Genomic DNA, 21071 nt, shown 5'->3' with positions numbered 1-21071 from the left:
AATAATCTCTACTTAGTTAACATGCTAAAAGTAATAGGAGATCCCAACTTCAAACTTGTTGTCGTTATCTATTTCACTCATAGGGGTACCTATGATATTCATCTCGGCATCGGTACGGGTATAGGTATGGCTCACCTCGGTCCACCATTTGCCATCGGCGCTGATTGGCATGCCGAAGCCGGTTTTGACCTTGAATATATCGGCAGAAATTTTTTCGCCCTTACCATTGGTGCTTGGCTCACCATCGAGATGCATGAACTCTGGTTGAATAACAAGATATTTGCCCATGTCGCCTATGGCGATAGAGCCAAAAAGGTTTACCTGATACCCCGTTAAATCGAATTTACCATGCTGATGCTCAGCCTCACCCTTTACATAAGCCACGTTAGGAAAGATAGATAATGCTTCCCAGGGCGTGGTCAATTTTGTAATGGCGCCCAGGGCGACGATATCTGTGCTCACATCCTTATCGTCACTCTTCCAGCCTTTCATGTAGTCGACAGAGAAACCAGCCTGTGGAAGCACTGAGCTGCCGGTATCTAATACTTGAAAATAGCGAAGGCGCGAGTTCTGTGCTTTCTTGCCAAACTCATTGTTCTTGGTAGCGACAGCATGCTCGACCAGGCCGATATAGTTATTCCCCTCAGAGTATGCTCCGGCAATGCCTAACATGCCGTTAAGCTTGCCTTCATTGTCTATGGTGCCGTAAGCAAATGAGTTAACGGCGGTTAAGTCTGAAGGATCCGGCTGCTTGTCGCCGGCAAAAGCCGCACCAGAAAAACCGATAACCAGCGCGATAGAGATAAGTGTTTTTTTCATAATAGGTCCTCAAAATCATAGATACTGAAATGGTTAACCGAGTGGGCTACGAAGGCTAAAAGGCATTGAGATAATTAACTTTCCAGCACTCTGCTTTAGTTAATATTCTAAGGATTAAGCTTGATTAAGCATCATTAAGAGGGTTAGTAATACGGGGGTAATAGAAGTGGTGCTGATAATTAAAAACAAACTTAACAGCCAACAAGACAAACTAAGTCTTCAGACAATAAAAAGCCCTGGAATCGTGTCCAGGGCTTGAGTGAATCGAGTGAAGAAGAATATTAAAATTTAACCATAAGTGATCACAACTGTTTTCTCATTCTCACCGGCATGATCTGTTTGAAAATAGAGGGTGACCTTACCGTTATCTATCTCATAGAAGGTAGAGGTTACCGTTCCCATAAGCTCACCACGCCCTTTCCACAATACCGAGTGACCCATAAAGTTCTGTACATCTGCCTTTGAAGCCGTTGTTGCCTCTTTTTTCATAAAGTTTTCGGCAGCATCCTGGCGTGCAACAGATTTAGCCGCAAAGCTGGCGTTCACAATTTCAGGTTTTGGCTGATATAGAGAGTGGTTAGCATGCGCCTGCCAGTCGCCATAACTAAAATTAACATGACCACCATAGTTATTCTCAATATTCAGTACCTGACCTTCGCCGGCAACCGTGTAAGTAAAAAATGCGGTGTACTCGGGGTACTTCTTAAATAACTTGACCACTTCAGCCGTCGTCTTGGTGTTATACACATCCCAACTTAGATAGTAGGAAGGTACTGCAGTCTCAGATAAAATTTCACCTTTGGCATTCTGTCTGGCAGTGCCTTCATCGGCCATGGTATTCATCAAGAAAACCTGACCACCTTTACTCACGCCGCCATAGGGGATAAGACCCGCCCATGTCTGTATGATGCGATGGCCACCGTCGGTATCGGTATGGTTAAGCATCAACAAGCCTTGGTAGTTAATCCCCATATAATCGAAGTTTGAAGCCGCCCAGGCTTTACCCCCTTTTGCCTTAACGGCAAATGAGGTGCACTTAGCTGGAGCGGCAGGCTGATGCCCTTCGGCCTGAAGAAACCCCATGCCGCCACTACGCTGACTCTCAAGAATGGCTTCATCGGACATACCAACGGCAAGGATACGATTAGGGCTGATATCGAGAGATGCAGATAAACCGGCGATATATTGGGCCGCATCGGGAGACGCCAGTTTAAGCTTAGAAAACACTTTATTATCAGTGAATGACTGCTCCAGCTTTGAAAGAGATAAACCTGGCAACATGACCCCCAGAGTGGTATCGAACCTCTGCATACCCGCTAATATCTGCTCGCTGGCCACTTCACCAACATGTTGGCCTAACTCATAGGTACTGCCGGTAAACTTAATTTCACCTATCTGCTCAGAATGCTGAATTAACTCAGCATTGACACTAAAAGATGTAGCTAAGACAAGTGTGGAAAATATTAATGCTTTCATAATATTACTCTTCGGTTGCATTGACTCACCAGGAGGCCAACTCATTGTTAATTAATTTGGAACAGGGTCAGAATATGCCGAAAAAAAACACTAAACATCACTACAAAACCTAAAGAGCGGTAGTGAAATAGTAATACCAATCGGTATAAGCAGTGACAAGCAACAAGGTGGACAGACGGATAACGGCAAGCGGTTTAGTTAAAAGTAAAATGCCAATCTGAATCAGATTGGCATCGATAAAAGTAGAACTGCGCAATACTAGCTTGAGGGTACAAGCGTAGCGGATGATTGCAGCTCAACCTTGACACACTTTTCACGTAAAGTTTGCAGCATGATATAGAGTACCGGTACAACAATGAGACCGATAAAGGTCGCCGATATCATGCCTCCGCAAGCCGCCCAACCGATCGCCTGCTGTGCGGCGTAACCCGCTCCATCGGAAAACATCAGCGGCACCAGCCCGAGGATAAAGCTCATCGCCGTCATCATTACCGCGCGGAAACGCAATTTGGTCGCGGTCACCGCAGCATCGACGATACTATAGCCCTGCTCTTCACGTAGTAGCTTGGCAAACTCGACAATCAAGATAGCGTTTCTCGCCGCCATTCCCACCATCAACACCATAGCTATCTGGACATAGATATTGATATCGGCTCCCATGGCAAAGACGGTAAACAAGGTGCCTAGCAGGGCCGTAGGAACACACAAGATGATACACAGGGCGACGACCCAGGACTCATATTGCGCCACCAATAACAGGTAGGTAAACAAGATGGCAAGCATGAAGGCGATAACCGCCGAATCTCCCGCCGCCAACTCCTGCTTAGTCAGACCCGCCCACTCAATCTCATAACCTTCTGGCAGAGCCTTCGCGGCCTCTTCAACGGCAGCGATCGCATCTCCCGAAGCATAGCCCGGAGCCGGGTAACCATTGATATTCACCGCCTGCATCAAGTTAAACTGCTGGATAACCTGAGGCCCAAACACAATTTTTGGAGTCACCAAGGAGCTGATGTTGATCAAATCGCCGTTATCGTTTCGAACCGTCAGATAGTTAAGATCTTCAATATTCTTACGGTTAACCTGTTCGGCCTGAACGAAGACATAGAAATTACGTCCCTCTCTATTGAACTCACCGGCATAAGCGCCTGCAAATTGCGCCTGAATGGTGTTGAACACTTGATCCATGCGCAGACCCAGCATCTTGATCTTCTCACGATCGATATCGAGCATGATATTGGGCGTATTAGCGTTGAAAGTCGTATAGGCTCCCACAACTCTGGGATCTTCATTAATTTGGGCAATGAAGGTGTTGGCCGCCTCGGCAAGCTCGGCAGGATCCCGTCCCATCTTATCTTTAAACATCAAGTCGAAGCCTGATACTAAACCCAGCTCGGGAATCGCAGGTGGTGAGAAGGCAAAACCATACACCTCATCATTAGCATCGATAGTGGCTTGGATTTGTGCAAGTACAGTCCATTGATCCAGTCCAACCTGGCCTCGACGCAACTCCAGCTCATCGAGCGAAATTAACAATAGACCGGCATTTGAGCCCGATGTATTGGTTATCAGATTAAAACCCGATGCCGACAACACCGTCTTGACACCTTCAATATGCTGAACCTTTTCTGATAGCGACTTCAGAGCCTTATCGGTACGATGCAGTGCGGCGCCATCGGGCAACATCACCACCGCAAACAAAGTGCCTTTATCCTCTTCGGGCAGGAAACCGGTAGAGGTGTTCGCCCCCAGGAAATAGATAGCACCGATTAGACCCACAAAGAGTACTCCGGATAAAGCGAAGCGACGCCCCAAAAATTGGACCGTTGTGCCGAAACCATCTCGGGTTTTATCGACCCCTTTATTGAACACCCTAAATAGCCAGATCTTCTTCGACTCACCACGTCTCATCAATAAGACACACATCACAGGTGTCAACACCAGCGCGACTATGGTGGAGATCACGACCGCTGCACAGATGGCGATACCAAACTGACCGTATAAGATCCCAGTCATCCCCGGCATAAACAGAGTCGGTCCGAAAACAGATAACAACACCAACATGGAGGCGATGATAGGCCCCGTTACCTCTTTCATCGAATTTAACACTGCATCTTTAACACTGAGCTCTAGATCCTCCTCCAGCAATCGTTCGACGTTTTCAATCACAATAATTGCCGCATCGACCACAATACCAATCGCCAAGATCAAACCAAACATACTGATGATGTTAATGGTCATGCCCGCCGCGAGCATAACGGCAAAGGTGGTGATCAAGGAGACCGGAATCGCAGCCGCCGTAATTAATGTGACACGCCAGCTTTGCAGGAACAGCAGGGTAATTAGCGTAACTAAGATAACGGCATCACGCAGGGTACTGAAAATATCGTCAATCGCGGCCTGAACGAATACCGTACCATCATAGGGGATATCGATTTTCATACCATCGGGTAAAGCTGCCGAACTCAGGTACGCTTTCACCGCATTACCTACATCCATCGCATTTGAGGTCGGAGAACGGTACATAAATACCGTGGAGGCAGCTTGGTTGTTGTGGTAGGTGTTAGCCATATATTGCACGGAGCCAAGTTCAACCTTGGCGATATCTTTCACTTTGACGAGTCCATATTGATCCGAGCGAACAATGACCTCACTAAACTGTTCGGGTGATGAGAGTGCGCTTTCGACCTTAAATGTATACTCCCAGGAATGCATCTCTGCACTGGGCTCGATACCCGAACGGCCGGCGGCCAATATTTGGTTCTGCTCAAGCAAGGCCGCCTGTACATCTTCCACTGCGATACCCAGCGCGCTCATCTTAGAGGGATCGAGCCAGATACGCATAGAGTAGTTCTTCTCTCCGATAACCATCACCCGAGAGACTCCTGAGATACGCTGCAACCCCTCCTTAAGCATCACAGAGGTCCAATTTGACAGCTCGATGGCATCCATTTTCCCGCTATCATCACGTACACTAAAAGCCATCAGCATGCCTGAAGAGACCTTCTCGACGGTTACACCATAGCGGCGCGCGCCATCGGGCAAACGAGAGATCGATTTGTTGACCCGGTTTTGAACTAAAGTCACCGCTCTGTCGGCATCGATACCAATCTCAAAACTTACTTCAAGAGAATAGGTACCGTCATTACCGATATTGGATTTCATATAGGTCATGCCTTCTACGCCATTGACCTCTTTTTCGATAATTGACGCGACCGATTTTTGCATCACATCGGTTGAGCCCCCATCCATGTTGACGTAAACCATCACGGTAGGAGGCGCAACATTAGGATATTGACCCACAGGAAGCTGAGTGATGGCAATCATGCCGATAATGGTCATAAACAGGGCTATGACGACGGCGAAATTAGGACGATTTATAAAGAAACGGCTCATGACTTACCCCTTAATCTCGACATCCAGACCAGGGTAAAGCTTCATGGTCGCGCTGGTGATCACCTGGTCTCCCTCATTTAAACCATCGAGTATCTCACTCAGTCCATGTGTCCCTAATGAAGTCACACGCTGAAGGTGGATCTTATTATCGACGACGAGATAGACAAACTTGCCCGAACGGTCGGTCAACACTGAAGTCTGAGGCACGGCAATATTGCCCTTCTTTGAGTTGTTAGACAGAACAACTTTTGCAAATTGGCCATCGAGTAGATCGCCTCTGTTGTCGAAACGATAACGGACTTTCAACGTACCTTTACTGGGGTCTATTGCGCCATCGATGGCGAAAAGCCTGCCGTTTTGAGCATAAGAGTTATTGTTGACTATCAGCTCGGCGGTTAAATTATCTATACTTTGAATAAAGGAGTCATTACTCGGAAGTTCAACGATAGCATCGATCATAGTATCGTTAACTATATAGCTAATGGGCTCTCCACGAGATAACACTTGCCCCTCATCGACATAAAGCGCGGTGATCTTGCCATTGGTTGATGCACGGATCTTAGTCCTATCGAGCTCAATTTGAGCACGTTGTTCATATGCTTTGGCCAGTTCAAGCTGTGCTTTGGCAGCTTCAAATGCCGCCTCCATCTTATCGAAGGTAGACTCGGCCAGATCACCGTGTTTACGCACTTTTATCGCACGCTCATAGGCAGACTTTGATTCTTTCAAGTTAGCCTTGGCTAGAAGAACATTTGCCATTGCCTCTTTATGATTAACCACATAATCGATATCTTCCAACTCGATTAAAATATCGCCCTCCTGCACAGCTTGGCCATTTCTGACTAACTTTTTTTCCAGAGCTCCTGTAGTGAGTGCGATGATCTGCACCCTTTCAGAGGCCGTCAATGCCGTACTATAGGTCTTTGTCTGAAAGACAGGTTGATATTTTGCGCTGGCGATACTGACTTGAGTGGCTGGTACCTGAGTAACATCAAGCTCTGATGCATGGGTGCATAGCGCCAATGTAGGGGACAATGCAACAAGTGCGACTAGAGTGTGATTCTTCATTTTTTCTCCTGGTGGAAAGAGGAAGCTCTCCGCTTTCGATATCGGTAAAATTGTCTTAAACAGATAATCATGGCCTACTGGTTAAATTCCTATAACCACCCACTACAGCTCCATCGTTCATGCCCTACGACCAGTCACATCTACTTCTTTAATAGTTAAAAGTTAAGAGTTAATGTCATGAATATCTAACTTGATATTTCATTGTTTTTTCAATACTGACGACATTAGTTAAAAAACAATCACCAAGCATCATTAGGAGTATTAATAAACTAATAACTAGGAAACATGAAAAACAAATATTGAAAACGAGGTTTACGTGATCAACAACATAGTCACAACTCGAAGTGGGATGTGTCGCACACAACTTAATTAGATAGGAAAATGAATAGAAAAATAAATAGGAAGATGCACTAAAAATGTGGAGCATTTTAGAATTAAAAAATGCAATAGTTCTTATACTTTACAACATAGAGCATAGAACTAAAAATAATAAGCTAAATTAAAGTTTACCCTCTTATCCCACCCCTCTCCCAAGCACGGCAGACCAATATGGTTATTATCGGCCGTTGAGAATGTCATGTTATTCCCCATGATATAATCGAGCATAATAACCACGGAGCCAATATACGCAGAAAATCCGGTGACATTTTGCATACTATTATCATAGCTACTATCGTCGACATCGGGTGTCATTAAACCGAAATCATTATAAAGTTTAAGTCGGCCCCAGGATGTTGGCACATTTTTAGCGATATTAACGCTGTAAACCTGCGCTTTACTCGCCACCTCGAAAGTCGCTCCAACAACAGAAACTGCAATTTTTTTGCTACCGACGGGTTCTGCGGCATCATATTGGTATTCCAGTAATTGGAGTTGAATATTCCAATCATATATATGACTATCTAAATGAAGCGCATAAGCGGTTCTCTCGCCCATATTTCCTGTTTGACTATTATAGATATCTCCATATTGTAGCGAAACACCTAAAGCAGTCCCCCCCGCCTCATGGTCAAAAAAATACGTGTGCCTTAAATTAAATTGATTTACTTCTTCATTAAAGTATTCAATCCCACCAATTTTTCCGCTATAGAGATCGGCGCCATAACGTTTGGTTTCGCTCGCCTCATATTCGGCATTCTTGTAGAAGGCGAACTCAGTACGAAAATTCTCACCCTTATATACAGATTTGATCCCCACATCATGATCATCTTCGAAGCCTAAGTAATAAGGCAGGCCAAACCAATAGCTATTTGATATAACACCTATATTGCCGAAAGGGGTTTGATTTACACCGAATTGGATTTGAAAGTCATTCGACACATCATAGTAACCATAGCCATATCTCACATAATGACTGTCCGCAGTAAACCGATAATCAGATTCTAAGCCCCATTGGCCATTTTTTCCTGAAAATTTAATCGAAGTCACATCAAAAACCAGATCCCCCCCTTTGTGTTTCGACTCTTGATTATAGTCGATATATTTGTAGTTAACTTTTACAGCACCACCGACTTCAAGTCGCTCTGGCGAATCGGCGGCAACAACATTGATGTCACTAAAAAGAACAAGTAGTAATGAGTTAATCCATACTTTATTCATGAGTTTTCTACCAATAGATGTTTTGTAAAACAAGATTATTTAGGTGGAGAGAGGATTGACCTCTCTCCTGTTAATAGCCGGGAAGCTAATTTGTCCCCCGATCCGTGAAACATAAGCTCATTAACACATGAGTTCATGGGACGAACAAGAGTACAGAGCGAGGTTAAATTAAAAAAATTCATTAATCATCACTAGCAAGCTTAATTAAACTAGAAACAAGTTAAGAAAATATCAAATGTACTTTAACAATATAATGTTTAGACACTACTTTTCAAAGTGGATATTTATAAATAGATATCAAATGGCACAAATAAGAAATTAATATAAAATGAATGTTTTGATACCATTCTCATAAGCAGCGAGTATGCTCGCTAATCATAAGAGAACGATTTTAAGAAAGGGGGCCATCCGTGGCTTCAGAGAGTCCATAAACTTTTATACCGATTGGTATTACTATGCTTTATCCTGTGCCAGCTTATCCAAAATTGCTGGAATAATCTGCTGAAAAATTAAGATGGCCATCCGTGGTGGTTCCATTTCGCCGAAACCTGAGTTCATCGCAATAACCGTTTGGCTTTTAGGCTCGATCACCAAGATCTGACCATGAATTCCGACCATGGCGATAAACTTATGTCCTTTAATATCGAGTACTCTAAATTGATCCTTATACCAACCTGTCGCAAGCGCCGACTCCTTGCCCTGCTGCCAGGCAAAACGAACTTTATCATCACCTTGAAAGAGCGCTTCGATAAACTCAGCAGGAATGACTCGTTCACCCTGTTGACTCACCCCTTTGTTGGCGATAACTTCACCCACCTTGGCGAGATCCCGGGTTGTCATATTTAATCCTCCGGACGCCACAACTTCGCCATTACGATTACTCATCCACTTGGCTGGCTGCTGTGCACCTATCTTGCCCCAGATCTGCGACTCAAGTAGTTCAGCTAACGGCTGGCCCTGCACCTTCTCGACGACTTTACCTAACAGCTCGGTATTCACATCCAGATAGTCATAAACCTTGCCTATTGGCCTATGGTTATCCAGAGTATTGGCATAATCCATCACACCGCGCATATCAGGGTATTTACTGTCGCCGTTCCAATCTTGCGCTTCTGTCATACGATCGTCCCACAGCTTGCCTTCGCTGAAGGTGACACCTATGCCTGAACGCATGTCGGCAACCTCCTGCACGGTTGCATCCTCAAAGCCTGTGCCTTTCAGCTCAGGAAGATACTGAATAATGGCTCTGTCCATATCCAGCTTCCCCTGCGCTACGGCGATTGAGGTCAGGAGGGATGTAAAAGACTTAGTCACTGACATCTGCAGATGTGTCTGCCCGGCACCATAACCATTCCAGAAGTGCTGATGCACTAAGCTCCCTTTGTTAAGCACCACCATAGAGTGATTTTTCAATCGGTCTCTGAGGAGCACTTCTAAGCTGTGCTCACCATCGAGATCTGCAGCAGTCAGCTGCAACAGCGCTTGAGGGCGCTCTGGCCATTCTCGAGGGTTAACATCGACAGGCAGTGAGATCTCCATATGGGGGGTAAACCGATACGCATTAGGAAATGTTACCCCGGCATGGGCTCCATGGTCCCAGTTATCCTGAGTGACCCCAAAAGCAGCCGATTGCTGGACAAATGCGTTATCGAGTGGCTTGAATTCCACCGCTTGTGCTTGATGAGCCAAAGCCAAGGGAAGTGCCAATAATAGTATGGATGCAATGGTCTTCATCTAACATCTCCTGAAAAGAAACTTGGTAACGCTTGTTTAAATAGCGATGTAATTTCTATTACGCTACAGACTTCATGGTCCACACTATGCCAAGCAGCGCTTCACTATAAAACAATCTTCCTCTTAGTGATTTCTAGTGATAAACCCCTCATTCAAGTGCTTAGCGGTATCCAGTGAAGTCATAAACAGGTAATATTAAGTCACTTTTGATTAGCTATGAGACTAAGATGACAACAAAATTATCACCTAAAGCTAAGGCAGAACTTGGCAGCTTAATGGTCAATACTTCTGAGCTGGTTAATCTGTTGTCGTTACTCCCTAAAGAGCAATTAAGTGAATACCCACTATTGCAGAAAGAGCTTATCAGCAAGCATCCAGGTGTCAGAGACTACAACAAGGCAATTAAAGATAAGCTGTTCTCTAAAGAGGAGTACAGAGACCGAATCCTCGCAAAGTTAGACCTGTTCGCTTACGAATTGGCTATCTCACTCAATACCGACTACTTAATTGAACGTATCAATCTATTGGTGGGTAGCGACATCGACAAGATCGACGAACTTGAGATGAATGAGATCGGCGCAGATGTACTGCAGCGGATATTAAATGATCTGAGCAATCACGTTCGTAAGCAAGTTCAACCTAAAGGCGACCATCCATTTTTGGCCGAGCGTGGCAGAATCGATCATAAATTCTGGCGACACTCAGATAAGGCATTCGATGCCTACTATGAAGGGTATAATACACAGGCAGCGCTCGATGCCTGGTGCCAGTTAAATCTCAGCACTCGTTGCCCTCAAAGCTTTATTCGCTGGATGAAAGCCTATGGCGATCCACGAGAACTCAGTGAATGGTGTAGTTACATCGCCAATTAAGTAATACCACTTGGTATAAAAAGTCTCTCTTCAAGCCCCACTCAGCATTGAGCACAATCGAGAACCGTTGAGCTCAATGCTGAATAATACCAATCGGTATAAGTTTCTCGCTCTACAAATTCCACCACTTTTCACCCTATTTTCCAGCTATCTTTCCAATTGCAACTTGATTTGCAGTTTGCACCGACTTTCAAAAAGCGAACAATAAATCAAGCGTAATAGCCTGATAAATAAAAGTTTTAACTTGTGGCACATCCCCTGCATTTAACCCTCTACACAGAGAATATGGATATAGGGACACCCAATGAAAACAGCATACTGCTCGGTTATAACCACGTGTTTATTGCTCAGCCAGGGAACGTCATGGGCGGCAGAGTTTTCTAACTGTCCAACTCAAGCATTTATCATACAAACCCCCTCCTCTGTCCCTATCTCTTATGGCGTAGAGCTGGCGACAGGAAGTTATGTCATACTTTCAAACGACATGAATCGCATTAAAGCCTATAACGGTGTCGGATATAATTATCATGATAACTATATTTATGGGTGGGATTACGAAGGCAGTACCTTAGGTAAGACAGGCGATGATTACATCATCACGCCGTTAAACGTCACTAAGGATACCTCTGCCGCCGCGGCCGGTAACTTCTTTGTGGGTGATATCGCCATCGATGAAAATGTTTGGTACGGCTATAAAAAAAACAAAGGCTTATTTAAAATCCCCCTCGATGACCCTAATAACTATTCAATGTCATTGGTTGTCGGAAGTACCGATAATGCCACCTATAAGATAACTGACTTTGCTTTCCACCCCAGTGACGGGCAGATCTATGCAGTGACCAATGGGGCCACTGGTAGCTTACTGCAGATAGATCCCTCAAATGGTTCGGCTAATAACTTAGGTGTCGTGGTCACCTCTTCGGGTTCAAATTTTACCTTCGGTGCCCAGTTCTTCGATCCTGACGGAACCCTTTACCTCAGTAATAACAGTGACGGAAAGATCTATCGCCTCAATGTCGATGAAGCGAACCCCAGTGCGGATATATTTGCTTATGGCCCCTCATCATCGAGCAATGATGGCGCCCGCTGCGCCTTGGCCGAGGTCCCCGTTGGAGATAACGTTGACTTCGGTGACGCCCCAGACTCATACGGCACCTATATGGCATCTAATGGTGCCAGACACTCGATTATCGATGACTTCTATCTGGGCTCACTCGTCGACAATGAAGCTAATGGTTACCCATTGCCGCTTTCTGATGACAGCAGTGATGGCATAGATGATGAAGATGGTATCAGCTTTCCGACTGGCTTCGAGCTGGGTGAATCGGCTGTAATATTAGCGACCGCTACAGGCACAGGTGGTTACCTCAATGCCTGGTTCGATTGGAATCAAAACGGCAGTTTCGACAGTGATGAACAGGCAATTATCGGCCATGCACTTTCTCCTGGCAGTAACAGCGTGAGTTTAGATGTGCCAACCTGGGGAAAATCCGGCCAATCCTGGGCACGATTTCGCTTCAGCAGTCTGGCGGATATCGGCCCGACTGGCGGTGTCGGTGACGGTGAGGTGGAAGATCATCAGATCACCATAACCGAAACCGGGGTCACGATTAATTACTACCCCTCATCATCGAGTTACACCTCGGTTGCCTATGAAGATCTCTACCCCGATCAGGAAGATTACGATATGAACGACGTCATCTTTCACCTGAGATTGATCGAATATATCAAGAATAATCAGATAATAAGAGTCGAGTTTGAAGCTCAGCTTGCCGCAATGGGCGCCGCCTACCATAACGGGTTTGCGATACAACTACCCGATGTTGCTATGGGCAAGGTTAAAGAAAACTCCATCGAATGGAGTATAGATGACGTTGCTCAGGCAGGCTCTCCATTAGAGTCAGGACAAACTAATGCCGTATTTATCTTTACCCAAGACTTGTGGGATCACATCAGTTTATCGACCGGGTGTAACTACCTGAGAACCGAATCGGGTTGTGGCACCAGCTATCGAACCACCTGGAAGATGAGAGTCCCCTTCGAGACCACGATTGCCCAATCACAGATGCCGGATTTCCCCTATGATCCCTTTATCTTTGCCACTCCCGGCACCGACCACGGCTTAGCGGCCAAAAACGTGGTTGGAGAGCTGCCGGGACGCAAGCTGGAGATCCACCTGAAAAACAAGGCTCCGACCGATAAATTTGCCACCGCTTATTTCGGATCCAGAGAGGATAGATCCGACCCCGGTGCGGGCCAATATTTCCTCAATGAGAATGGCATGAGTTGGGCTATAGAGATCCCGACCAGTTGGCAACACCCTCTCGAAAGAGAAAGGTTAGATATGACCTATTCGGAATTTCTTAACTTTGCTGCAGATAAAACGGGAAACACCAACCCCAACTGGTATCTCAATGCAAACCGATCACTGATTTTCCAGGATTAGACGAGACAGGAATAAGGATCAGAACATGAAATCTATAATCAAACAAAGAATAACCAGACACAGCATGAGTAGATTATGCCGAACCATTTTCACGTCACCGGTTTTGGTCATCACCATTATCTCGATTTTACTCTCGGGTTGCGGTGGAGGCGGTGATGATGGTGCCACAGAAATAACAAGTCCACCGACCAGCGTTACGCCAACGGCTGATACAACGACACCCACAACTACGCCACCAGAGACCACAACACCGGATCCGGATCCCGAACCGATACCGGATCCAACCTCAATGGACGATCTGATAGTCGATGCCAACAATACCATGCAAGCCGCATTTCAACTGGCAGTATCGATAGAGATGGACTCGACAAAACGCGCCTATTTTTCTCTATGCGATGAATTCAGTGGCAGTAATAACAACTACAGGGTGAATTTCGAGTCTTGTCAGTACCGGGGGCCGACCGCGAATGGCAAGCTTGATACAGATCTCAAAATTGCCAACCATAATGGGCAATTGATAGCCGTACTTTGGTTCTACGATGGTACGGCACCTCACTATCAAATTTGGCAATATGATGACCAAGCCCAAGATCAGCGACTCACGCTAAACTAGCCACGAATATTTTGCGGAAAATACGCCAAACTGAAACTAACCTAAATACCTGAACGAACCTTGTCTTTGGGCGGTTAATACCCGCCCTTTTTTTTCGGATAGCTAAATTTGTGAACGGCACACTCCTTTCGATGCATGGTTAAGTGAATTTATCCGCGTGACTTTAGCAAGAGAGCCTGTCCTCTACGAAGGGGCACTTGCCAAACGTGGTCAACCCTATGATGAAGATTACCTGGTTATCGAAGCGGGTGAAGAGGTTGGAATTAAAGTTGAAATTACTCTTGTTATCGACTCGCACAGATTAACGGTTCTTGCCAGAAGCCATAGTTATGCTTTCCCTGACGCTTAACCTCATACATGGCTGTGTCCGCATGCTCGCACACAGCAATAAACTCATCATCGCCCTTAAATAGGCTGATCCCAATACTCAGGCCAATTGAAACTAACTTCCCGTCCAGTTTTATGGGTAAGTGGTATCGCTTAAGCAGCTTTTGCGCCACATTAGCAAGTCGTTCCACATCACAGCTCGGATGGAGGATCACGAACTCATCGCCTCCCATGCGCGCAAGTTTTGCGTCCTCTCCCACGATGGAGCGTAGTGAATCTGCCACATGGATCAACAGAAGGTCACCGAATCTATGACCATGCCTGTCGTTGATGGATTTAAATCCATCGAGATCGATAAAGAACATGGCGCCACCGTTAGCATCTTCTGCGAGCTGGTTTTCACAAAAGGCCTTCTCGAGTGCCTTTCGATTTAATAGATGAGTTAAGGGATCTCCGTGTGCCAATTTGGCCAGACTCAGCTCATAACGCTTCTCTTGGGTGATATCGATATGAGTTCCCATGATCCTAAGCGGCTCACCTTTAGGACCATATTCGATAATTCTTCCCCTGTCTGACACCCAACTCACGCTGCCATCTTTATGGATCATTCGGTGTACGGCTTGGTAGGTATCTGACTTGCCTTGAACGTGGTCGTCAAAAGCGGCAATCACCCAATCTCTATCCTCCGGGTGCAGATTGCCTTTCCAGCTATCAATAGTAGCGGCAAGCTCCTGCTCAGTAAAACCTAAAAGGTCCCCCCACTCCCGGTTAAAAATGGTGAGTTCACCTGTGGGAATATATTGCTGCCACAAACATAAACCTGTGCCATCGAGCGCCGCGGACAACTTCTCCTCCGCACTCTCTTTTTGGGCTTTAAGCTTAAGGTTCTCACTCTGTAAATGGGCTATCTCCTCCTCTAGCTGTGCAATAGTTTGCTTGTGATCCATACCCTCACCCGGCTCTTTTACCTATCAGGAATAAACACTAGTTGTGTAGCAAAAATGTAAACAGAGCCAGTTTAACGGAATAGCATCCCCTAATGAAAGTTTATCCGATAATAAAATGCATATTATCAATGACAATGCTCTCATCAAGGTCTCGGTTCTATTTAGGATTGCCTGAAATTGTTAGCGGCTAATGCGCTTATATCCCCTTTACCAGCAGACTCCTTTTTCCAGAAAGTGTATGAGTGTATTTTGAGCCTTTGAAATATAAGGCTTTAAGAGGTAACTCCAGTAACAGAGTCAGTACGTTAGTGCAGCCCAACCCTAGAGGGCGGCGACTTGTTTGTACAGGTTATTGCAACATATTGCTAAGTGACTCAGGTTACCTTCCTTGATACTTAGCGACTGCTCTTTTTGAATTCCCACACTTTCACGCATTCCGGCAGGTCATAGAAAAATGCTGGTCTGTTTCCCGAACGCTCCCCATAGTCCCGATAAAACCGTGTGCAGTAATCTCGCTCTTTCCCCTGCTTCTCTACACACTCTTCTATGTATTTTTCGCGTAACGGCGCCAATTTTTCTTGCCTGGCATCCTCACACAATGAGTCCAACTCTCTCTGCTTCGTTCTGATATCATCTGCATATGCAGAAGCTGCGGATAGTAAAATGAGCATCATTGACCACTGTATTATTGTTTTCATTTTTCTCTCCTCTCTCCTGCGCCCAACGAGTGTGTGGGGACTTCCCCAAATTAATAGCCTAGCAACTGACGGCTGGAGCCTAGAACCACTAGGTATTATTGCACTTCAATTTCTTCCTGCAGCACCTTAAGCGCATCTAATATTGTCATAAACTTCTCGCCAAATGAGGTGACGCGGTACTCGACTCGTGGCGGGATCTCCGGATAACTTATTTTTTCTAAGATGCCGAACTCGACATTGCGTTTCAAACATTGATTAAGCACCTTAGTCGTTAAACCTTCGACACTACGCACCATCTCACCGGGTCGATTGATATCTTGATCCAATAATTGATACACGGTCAGCGACCATTTACATCCGACGATGGTTTCGACCATGCGGGTGCTTTCACTTGGACCTATCACTCTTTGCTGCATATTTTAAATTTATTTCTCTTTGAAAGTCATAAAGATGTACCAAAAAGTACCTAGCGAACCAATTAGTACTTACTTTTCTCATCTGGGTGAGAAGCCTAAGATTACCACACTTAGCGAGCTGGCTTCATCCGCTAGCCCATCATCAATTTTAGGCTGACTCAATGCTGAGCTTAGCGAATAGAAACAGGAAATATCAGTTATGAAATTTACTCAAACAGGTGTGGCACTCATCATAGGTGGCACAAGCGGCATGGGGTTTGAAACGGCGAAGCAGCTCATCGAGGCAGGTATTGAAGTTGTCATCGTTGGCAATAATACTGTGAAACTCGATAGGGCACTGACTGAGCTCAACAGCTTAAACAAGAGCGCCAATGTCGGCCAAGATAAAGCATCTGGTATTCAGGCCGACCTGTCCCAAGCAAGCCATCTACGGCGCATCACAGACTTTGTGGAACTACCGACAACAAACATAGGCTACCTGGTCAATGCCGCCGGGTATTTCAACCCAAAACCTTTCGTTGAGCATAGTGAAAGTGATTATGAAATCTATATGGGCCTGAACAAGGCGACCTTTATTATCTCTCAAGCGGTGGCTAAAAATATGATAAAAAATGGCGGTGGCAACATAGTGAATATCGGCTCTATGTGGGCCAAGCAGGCGATAAAAGCCACCCCATCTTCCGCATACTCGATGGCCAAAGCCGGGTTGCATGCATTAACCCAACATATGGCAATGGAGCTGGCTGACTTTAATATCCGGGTAAACGCCGTCTCTCCAGCCGTGGTTAAGACGCCGATTTACAATACCTTTATCGATCCGTTACAGATGGATGAAGCCCTGGCAGGCTTTAATAGTTTCCACCCTATTGGCCGAATTGGGAAGCCGACAGACATTGCCAACAGCATAAGTTTTCTGCTTTCCGGTGACAGTGACTGGGTTACTGGGGCAATATGGGATATCGATGGTGGCGTGATGGCTGGCCGCAATTAAGGCTAAACCAATATTATGCTTCGGGCTTCGGGTAACATAAGAGATAACACAGGTGACATATGCAGCATCTCAATCTGGATTTTTCTAAAAGAGTCGTGCTCGACTCAAACACCTTAGATTGGCTTCCCAGCCCACTCGAAGGTGTCACCCGCAAGCCTCTGGCGAGGGAGAACCTGGAGAGTGGCCATGCCACCAGCATAGTTCGTTATCAGGCGGGTTCGCATTTCAGTGCTCATAGCCACCCAATGGGTGAGGAGATATTTGTCTTAGCAGGCACCTTTTCCGATGAAGATGGTGATTATCCCCAAGGCACCTATATCCGTAATCCACCTAGCAGCTCTCATCGTCCTTTCAGCACGGCTGGCTGCACCTTATTCGTCAAACTAAATCAGTTTGACCCTAACGATACAGAGCGAGTGCGTATCGATACCCGTGCCCTGCCATGGCAAGCAGGAATTGGCGGACTTAAAGTCATGTCACTGCATGATTTTGAGGGGCAACATACCGCATTAGTCAAATGGCCTGCCGATGAGGTTTTTCAGTCTCACCGACATTTTGGTGGCGAAGAGATATTGGTGCTGTCAGGGCAGTTTGAAGATGAGCACGGCCAGTACCCGACACACACCTGGATCCGTAGTCCGCACCTGAGTGAGCATCATCCTTTTGTGAAACAGGAGACGGTCATTTTCGTTAAAGTGGGGCATCTGCCGATTTAAAGGCAGTAAATAGAGGTTTAAACACTCCCTGTATCTGGATTATTGACAGCGCTCACCCCATCAGTTTAATCGTTTGGTCGCAAAACAATTTAATCCGTTGGAATAAACTTGGAGCGGCTTGAAACTGACCCCGGTTCTGTGTTTTTTGCTCAGCGCGCTGACGATAATGCTCTCTAATCTCACGACGCTCTTCGGCTCGATTCGCCACCTCTGCAAAACGTTTACGTTGGGTAAGAGTCATGCTCGCCATAAAACTTCGAAATGGCGTCTTGGGCATTTTAGCTGTCAAATTCGTTTTAGGCGTGCTGCACATATTCACTCCTCAAGCGGTTCGGCTGTCTCCGCTCACAGTCTCTTATACTGTCTCTTACGGATTGTGAGCGGAGCGCCGAAAAGAGCCGAACCATTCATGTGATAAGAGACCGTGCTTGACTGAAATAACTTTCATCAAAGCAGTGGTCATAGAATCACCACCGGACAAGATTTAAAAGATGGGCTAACTAAATTTGAGTCTGAAGAATAAGGAAGCGAGTTTATTTGTACAACTTAACTTAGAGCGTTTATTTCGACTACTTACTTGGACAACTTGGCCATCAGATCTGACTTAACTATCTCCAATGCTGACAGCGCAACTTGGGGGTCTATCTCATTACTCTCAAAAAGGTAGATAAGGTCGACAGCCAACTGAACGTCGACTGGTGCGTCATCAATCGATGAGCCACTGTTCTTATCGGTATTTTCTTCTTTTGACATAATATGCAGATCTTCTGTTAACTGTTTTTATAAAGGAATTTTGAAGCTTTAGCGTCAAACCGTAGCGATATCGCATTCTAAGCGGGTATTTTAGATATTTCAGCTACTGGCGACAAGTATGCTAAGAAGTTAACTAAGGGAGGAGGCATGACGAAAGCAGGACCGTGGCCTCTCGATTAACATGATATCTATCGTTTATCTATATCGATCTGTATGTACCCATGGCTTTCGAGATAGTGAAATGCAGATAGAGCTTGTGGACAAGTCAGATTTAACCAGATAGCGACCGGGAGATCTCTGAAAACCGTTTCAGAAAATTGGTAGTCACCCGGATCCAGTCCCAATTGCTTCATTAAGGCAGGGCCTGAAGTTTGGTCACCAAAGGCATAATCCACCCTCCCCTTAGCAAGAAGTTGAACACCTTGTCTGGTGGTTTCGACACTAAAAATATCCATACCGGCCTGTGTCATCTCAAAGCCAAGGCCATCACGCTCTAACGCCCTGAAATAGGCCACTCGCTTACCCGCTAATTCAGTCAGGCTATTCCAGACAAATGGTGCCTCTTCCCGGCGCCGATATAAACCCAACTTTATCGGTTCATCCGCTAACCCGATAAGGCGGTGATCATCGTTCGGGCTTTGCGGTGGGTAAAAGCTGGCACACCACTTCCCCTCCTGAACCATTCGATGTGCCCGCGCAGCCGACAAAAACTGAGGTTTCACCAAGGTAGCACTCTGTGACAAGGCATCACTCAACAACTTAAATGCCAGACCATTGTCATCAGAGGTTTCAGAGGTAAATGGCGCATAATCCATGGCAATAACCTCAAGCTCCTCAATCTCAAGCCCTTGAACCTCAAGCACTTCAACCTTAAGTTCTCCGGCTTGGAGCATCAGGCAGGAAAAACAGAGTAAGGCACAAGCGGCTCGTAGCATTTTTCCTCCCTAGGCTAATACCTATTAATATAACTCATTAAATTTATTGAAATTGTATATTAGATTATCAGAGTTATTCGCTGCAGATACCAAAATACAACTTAAGTATGAGTCTTAAAGCTCAAATTCTCGAACATTTGCTAACGGAGGCGGTACAAAAAAGTCCGGCTATCACTGAATTTCATTAAAATCCGTTTCATCAAAGCCCAAGCTAAGGATATACTCCTATTAATATCTAAAAATATAAGATCACCTTATGACTACTGAGACTCAAAAAATCGATTTTTCAAACATCAATAAGACAACCGCGAAGTCTTTTAATGAACAGAAGAACTTGATTAAACGTCTGTTTAAAGGCAATACCGTACTTTGTGAAACCTGCAAACAACCCTTGAAGCTGATAGTTCCAACAGAAAATGGGACAGAGAAAAAATATGGGGTGTTCTGCAACAAGCACTGTACCGACATTGAGCTAGAGATAGAGTTAATGCTTTAAGCAATATACAGCGGGGTCCTGGTTTGATCTTGCCTGAATAGATAATTCGTGGCTCTACGTAGTTTCGGCAATCGTCTTATCTTTATCCAGGCAAGTCATTAAATCTGCAGTTCCCCTCAATACACTTCCCTCTCTACTCCACTTAATCTCTGAGTTCCCCTTATCTATTCCACTTAATCCCTGCCTCCTTCTCTATGGATCACCAAGACTCATTCAAATGACTCTTAAAGATAACCCATTCATCATCTTACATACTCACTGCCAACAAAACATATCAATAAATATGAAACTGCTGATAGCTATAATCATTTTACTATCCACCGCCATCAACTTAATCAACTCTAAAAGCCACTCGGTGCTACAAGAAACCGGAACGATAACAAGGACCCAAGCAGAGGTTGGCCAAGATGTCAGAATGCCTTCTTCAAATGATGTAAAGGCTTATTTCGGCGGCGATAAGGTGAAAGTAACAGACGTTAAAACTCAAACAGAGCTCAGTGAAGGCAGAGCTGTGAGTATCGTCGACATCATCAAGATAATGTAAGCTAGATATCGCCCCCCCACTCACCTCGCTGCTCATTGGGGAGAGTAGCTAAAGCGGGCACCCGGCCTGCCAGTGCTTACAAGCTCTATGCTTACAAGATCTAAGTTCACAATACTAACTTTCTCAATAGTTATAATGGAGAAAAGCGATACAATAGCCTATTGTGATAATACCAACCGGTATAATACCTAGCCTGTTGAATAACTGCTCTTTGAGCGGGATCCT

At 45.4% G+C, this 21071-nt stretch carries 20 protein-coding genes; 8 read left to right on the top strand and 12 right to left on the bottom strand.

What is annotated here, in order from left to right; translation table 11 throughout:
* Window positions 1-24: 24 nt before the first annotated feature.
* The 6 genes from SSED_RS07120 to SSED_RS07095 form a co-directional block, all read right to left on the bottom strand.
* Entirely contained in the window at window positions 25-819 is a 795-nt protein-coding gene (locus SSED_RS07120; RefSeq protein WP_012141722.1) for a hypothetical protein, read from the bottom strand.
* Window positions 820-1107: 288 nt separating this feature from the next.
* Window positions 1108-2295: a C45 family autoproteolytic acyltransferase/hydrolase gene (locus SSED_RS07115; protein ID WP_150104316.1), complete on the bottom strand. Its 1188-nt coding sequence runs from the start codon at window positions 2293-2295 to the stop codon at window positions 1108-1110.
* A gap of 258 nt (window positions 2296-2553) precedes the next feature.
* Window positions 2554-5691, bottom strand: coding sequence for an efflux RND transporter permease subunit (locus SSED_RS07110; RefSeq protein ID WP_012141720.1), 3138 nt, complete (start codon window positions 5689-5691; stop codon window positions 2554-2556).
* Between the two features lie 3 nt (window positions 5692-5694).
* Window positions 5695-6759 (bottom strand): efflux RND transporter periplasmic adaptor subunit, encoded by a 1065-nt coding sequence (locus SSED_RS07105; protein ID WP_012141719.1) that lies wholly within the window; start codon window positions 6757-6759, stop codon window positions 5695-5697.
* A gap of 480 nt (window positions 6760-7239) precedes the next feature.
* Complete coding sequence (locus tag SSED_RS07100; protein WP_012141718.1) at window positions 7240-8358, bottom strand: hypothetical protein; 1119 nt, start codon at window positions 8356-8358, stop codon at window positions 7240-7242.
* A gap of 453 nt (window positions 8359-8811) precedes the next feature.
* Window positions 8812-10092: a serine hydrolase domain-containing protein gene (locus SSED_RS07095; RefSeq protein WP_012141717.1), complete on the bottom strand. Its 1281-nt coding sequence runs from the start codon at window positions 10090-10092 to the stop codon at window positions 8812-8814.
* Window positions 10093-10319: 227 nt separating this feature from the next.
* Between SSED_RS07095 and SSED_RS07090 the strand changes: the two genes are divergently transcribed.
* The 4 genes from SSED_RS07090 to SSED_RS24565 all read left to right on the top strand — a co-directional run bounded on the left by SSED_RS07090 (window position 10320) and on the right by SSED_RS24565 (window position 14372).
* Complete coding sequence (locus SSED_RS07090) at window positions 10320-10964, top strand: hypothetical protein (protein WP_012141716.1); 645 nt, start codon at window positions 10320-10322, stop codon at window positions 10962-10964.
* A 304-nt stretch (window positions 10965-11268) separates the two neighbouring features.
* Window positions 11269-13410, top strand: coding sequence for an LruC domain-containing protein (locus SSED_RS07085; protein WP_012141715.1), 2142 nt, complete (start codon window positions 11269-11271; stop codon window positions 13408-13410).
* 25 nt (window positions 13411-13435) lie between these two features.
* A complete protein-coding gene (locus SSED_RS07080) occupies window positions 13436-14023 on the top strand; it encodes a hypothetical protein (protein ID WP_012141714.1) in 588 nt (195 codons plus the stop codon).
* Between the two features lie 157 nt (window positions 14024-14180).
* Window positions 14181-14372: a hypothetical protein gene (locus SSED_RS24565; protein WP_150104315.1), complete on the top strand. Its 192-nt coding sequence runs from the start codon at window positions 14181-14183 to the stop codon at window positions 14370-14372.
* Here SSED_RS24565 and SSED_RS07075 read toward each other — a convergent pair.
* The 3 genes from SSED_RS07075 to SSED_RS07065 form a co-directional block, all read right to left on the bottom strand.
* Window positions 14308-15297: a diguanylate cyclase domain-containing protein gene (locus SSED_RS07075; protein ID WP_012141713.1), complete on the bottom strand. Its 990-nt coding sequence runs from the start codon at window positions 15295-15297 to the stop codon at window positions 14308-14310. The genes SSED_RS24565 and SSED_RS07075 overlap by 65 nt on opposite strands.
* Before the next feature lie 395 nt (window positions 15298-15692).
* Window positions 15693-15995 (bottom strand): hypothetical protein, encoded by a 303-nt coding sequence (locus SSED_RS07070; protein WP_012141712.1) that lies wholly within the window; start codon window positions 15993-15995, stop codon window positions 15693-15695.
* 95 nt (window positions 15996-16090) lie between these two features.
* Window positions 16091-16372, bottom strand: a complete 282-nt coding sequence (locus tag SSED_RS07065; RefSeq protein WP_012141711.1) for a winged helix-turn-helix transcriptional regulator — start codon at window positions 16370-16372, stop codon at window positions 16091-16093.
* Window positions 16373-16610: 238 nt separating this feature from the next.
* Here SSED_RS07065 and SSED_RS07060 point away from each other — a divergent pair, with 238 nt between their 5' ends.
* Window positions 16611-17402, top strand: a complete 792-nt coding sequence (locus tag SSED_RS07060; RefSeq protein ID WP_012141710.1) for an SDR family NAD(P)-dependent oxidoreductase — start codon at window positions 16611-16613, stop codon at window positions 17400-17402.
* Between the two features lie 59 nt (window positions 17403-17461).
* Window positions 17462-18118, top strand: a complete 657-nt coding sequence (locus tag SSED_RS07055) for a cupin domain-containing protein (RefSeq protein ID WP_012141709.1) — start codon at window positions 17462-17464, stop codon at window positions 18116-18118.
* 52 nt (window positions 18119-18170) lie between these two features.
* Here the strand turns inward: SSED_RS07055 and SSED_RS07050 are convergent, their stop codons facing one another.
* The 3 genes from SSED_RS07050 to SSED_RS07040 all read right to left on the bottom strand — a co-directional run bounded on the left by SSED_RS07050 (window position 18171) and on the right by SSED_RS07040 (window position 19806).
* Window positions 18171-18431, bottom strand: a complete 261-nt coding sequence (locus SSED_RS07050) for a hypothetical protein (protein ID WP_041421573.1) — start codon at window positions 18429-18431, stop codon at window positions 18171-18173.
* Between the two features lie 260 nt (window positions 18432-18691).
* Window positions 18692-18871, bottom strand: coding sequence for a pleiotropic regulatory protein RsmS (gene rsmS, locus SSED_RS07045; RefSeq protein ID WP_012141708.1), 180 nt, complete (start codon window positions 18869-18871; stop codon window positions 18692-18694).
* Window positions 18872-19059: 188 nt separating this feature from the next.
* Window positions 19060-19806: a transporter substrate-binding domain-containing protein gene (locus SSED_RS07040; RefSeq protein ID WP_012141707.1), complete on the bottom strand. Its 747-nt coding sequence runs from the start codon at window positions 19804-19806 to the stop codon at window positions 19060-19062.
* 256 nt (window positions 19807-20062) lie between these two features.
* Here SSED_RS07040 and SSED_RS07035 point away from each other — a divergent pair, with 256 nt between their 5' ends.
* Window positions 20063-20302, top strand: coding sequence for a hypothetical protein (locus tag SSED_RS07035; protein WP_012141706.1), 240 nt, complete (start codon window positions 20063-20065; stop codon window positions 20300-20302).
* Window positions 20303-20717: 415 nt separating this feature from the next.
* On the top strand, window positions 20718-20846 hold the full coding sequence (locus SSED_RS25065) for a hypothetical protein (protein ID WP_263053384.1): 129 nt from the start codon (window positions 20718-20720) through the stop codon (window positions 20844-20846).
* The last annotated feature ends 225 nt before the right edge of the window (window positions 20847-21071 follow it).

The sequence above is a fragment of the Shewanella sediminis HAW-EB3 genome (genome assembly GCF_000018025.1).
In the GTDB taxonomy this organism is placed as follows: domain Bacteria; phylum Pseudomonadota; class Gammaproteobacteria; order Enterobacterales; family Shewanellaceae; genus Shewanella; species Shewanella sediminis.
This window is presented reverse-complemented; position numbering and strand designations above follow the sequence as displayed.

What these genes read in the sequence shown, in the direction of transcription:
- SSED_RS07120 (WP_012141722.1), bottom strand. Translation starts at nt 819, where the DNA reads ATGAAAAAAACACTTATCTCTATCGCGCTGGTTATCGGTTTTTCTGGT.
- SSED_RS07115 (WP_150104316.1), bottom strand. Translation starts at nt 2,295, where the DNA reads ATGAAAGCATTAATATTTTCCACACTTGTCTTAGCTACATCTTTTAGT.
- SSED_RS07110 (WP_012141720.1), bottom strand. Translation starts at nt 5,691, where the DNA reads ATGAGCCGTTTCTTTATAAATCGTCCTAATTTCGCCGTCGTCATAGCC.
- SSED_RS07105 (WP_012141719.1), bottom strand. Translation starts at nt 6,759, where the DNA reads ATGAAGAATCACACTCTAGTCGCACTTGTTGCATTGTCCCCTACATTG.
- SSED_RS07100 (WP_012141718.1), bottom strand. Translation starts at nt 8,358, where the DNA reads ATGAATAAAGTATGGATTAACTCATTACTACTTGTTCTTTTTAGTGAC.
- SSED_RS07095 (WP_012141717.1), bottom strand. Translation starts at nt 10,092, where the DNA reads ATGAAGACCATTGCATCCATACTATTATTGGCACTTCCCTTGGCTTTG.
- SSED_RS07090 (WP_012141716.1), top strand. Translation starts at nt 10,320, where the DNA reads ATGACAACAAAATTATCACCTAAAGCTAAGGCAGAACTTGGCAGCTTA.
- SSED_RS07085 (WP_012141715.1), top strand. Translation starts at nt 11,269, where the DNA reads ATGAAAACAGCATACTGCTCGGTTATAACCACGTGTTTATTGCTCAGC.
- SSED_RS07080 (WP_012141714.1), top strand. Translation starts at nt 13,436, where the DNA reads ATGAAATCTATAATCAAACAAAGAATAACCAGACACAGCATGAGTAGA.
- SSED_RS07075 (WP_012141713.1), bottom strand. Translation starts at nt 15,297, where the DNA reads ATGGATCACAAGCAAACTATTGCACAGCTAGAGGAGGAGATAGCCCAT.
- SSED_RS07070 (WP_012141712.1), bottom strand. Translation starts at nt 15,995, where the DNA reads ATGAAAACAATAATACAGTGGTCAATGATGCTCATTTTACTATCCGCA.
- SSED_RS07065 (WP_012141711.1), bottom strand. Translation starts at nt 16,372, where the DNA reads ATGGTCGAAACCATCGTCGGATGTAAATGGTCGCTGACCGTGTATCAA.
- SSED_RS07060 (WP_012141710.1), top strand. Translation starts at nt 16,611, where the DNA reads ATGAAATTTACTCAAACAGGTGTGGCACTCATCATAGGTGGCACAAGC.
- SSED_RS07055 (WP_012141709.1), top strand. Translation starts at nt 17,462, where the DNA reads ATGCAGCATCTCAATCTGGATTTTTCTAAAAGAGTCGTGCTCGACTCA.
- SSED_RS07050 (WP_041421573.1), bottom strand. Translation starts at nt 18,431, where the DNA reads ATGTGCAGCACGCCTAAAACGAATTTGACAGCTAAAATGCCCAAGACG.
- rsmS (WP_012141708.1), bottom strand. Translation starts at nt 18,871, where the DNA reads ATGTCAAAAGAAGAAAATACCGATAAGAACAGTGGCTCATCGATTGAT.
- SSED_RS07040 (WP_012141707.1), bottom strand. Translation starts at nt 19,806, where the DNA reads ATGCTACGAGCCGCTTGTGCCTTACTCTGTTTTTCCTGCCTGATGCTC.
- SSED_RS07035 (WP_012141706.1), top strand. Translation starts at nt 20,063, where the DNA reads ATGACTACTGAGACTCAAAAAATCGATTTTTCAAACATCAATAAGACA.
- SSED_RS25065 (WP_263053384.1), top strand. Translation starts at nt 20,718, where the DNA reads ATGCCTTCTTCAAATGATGTAAAGGCTTATTTCGGCGGCGATAAGGTG.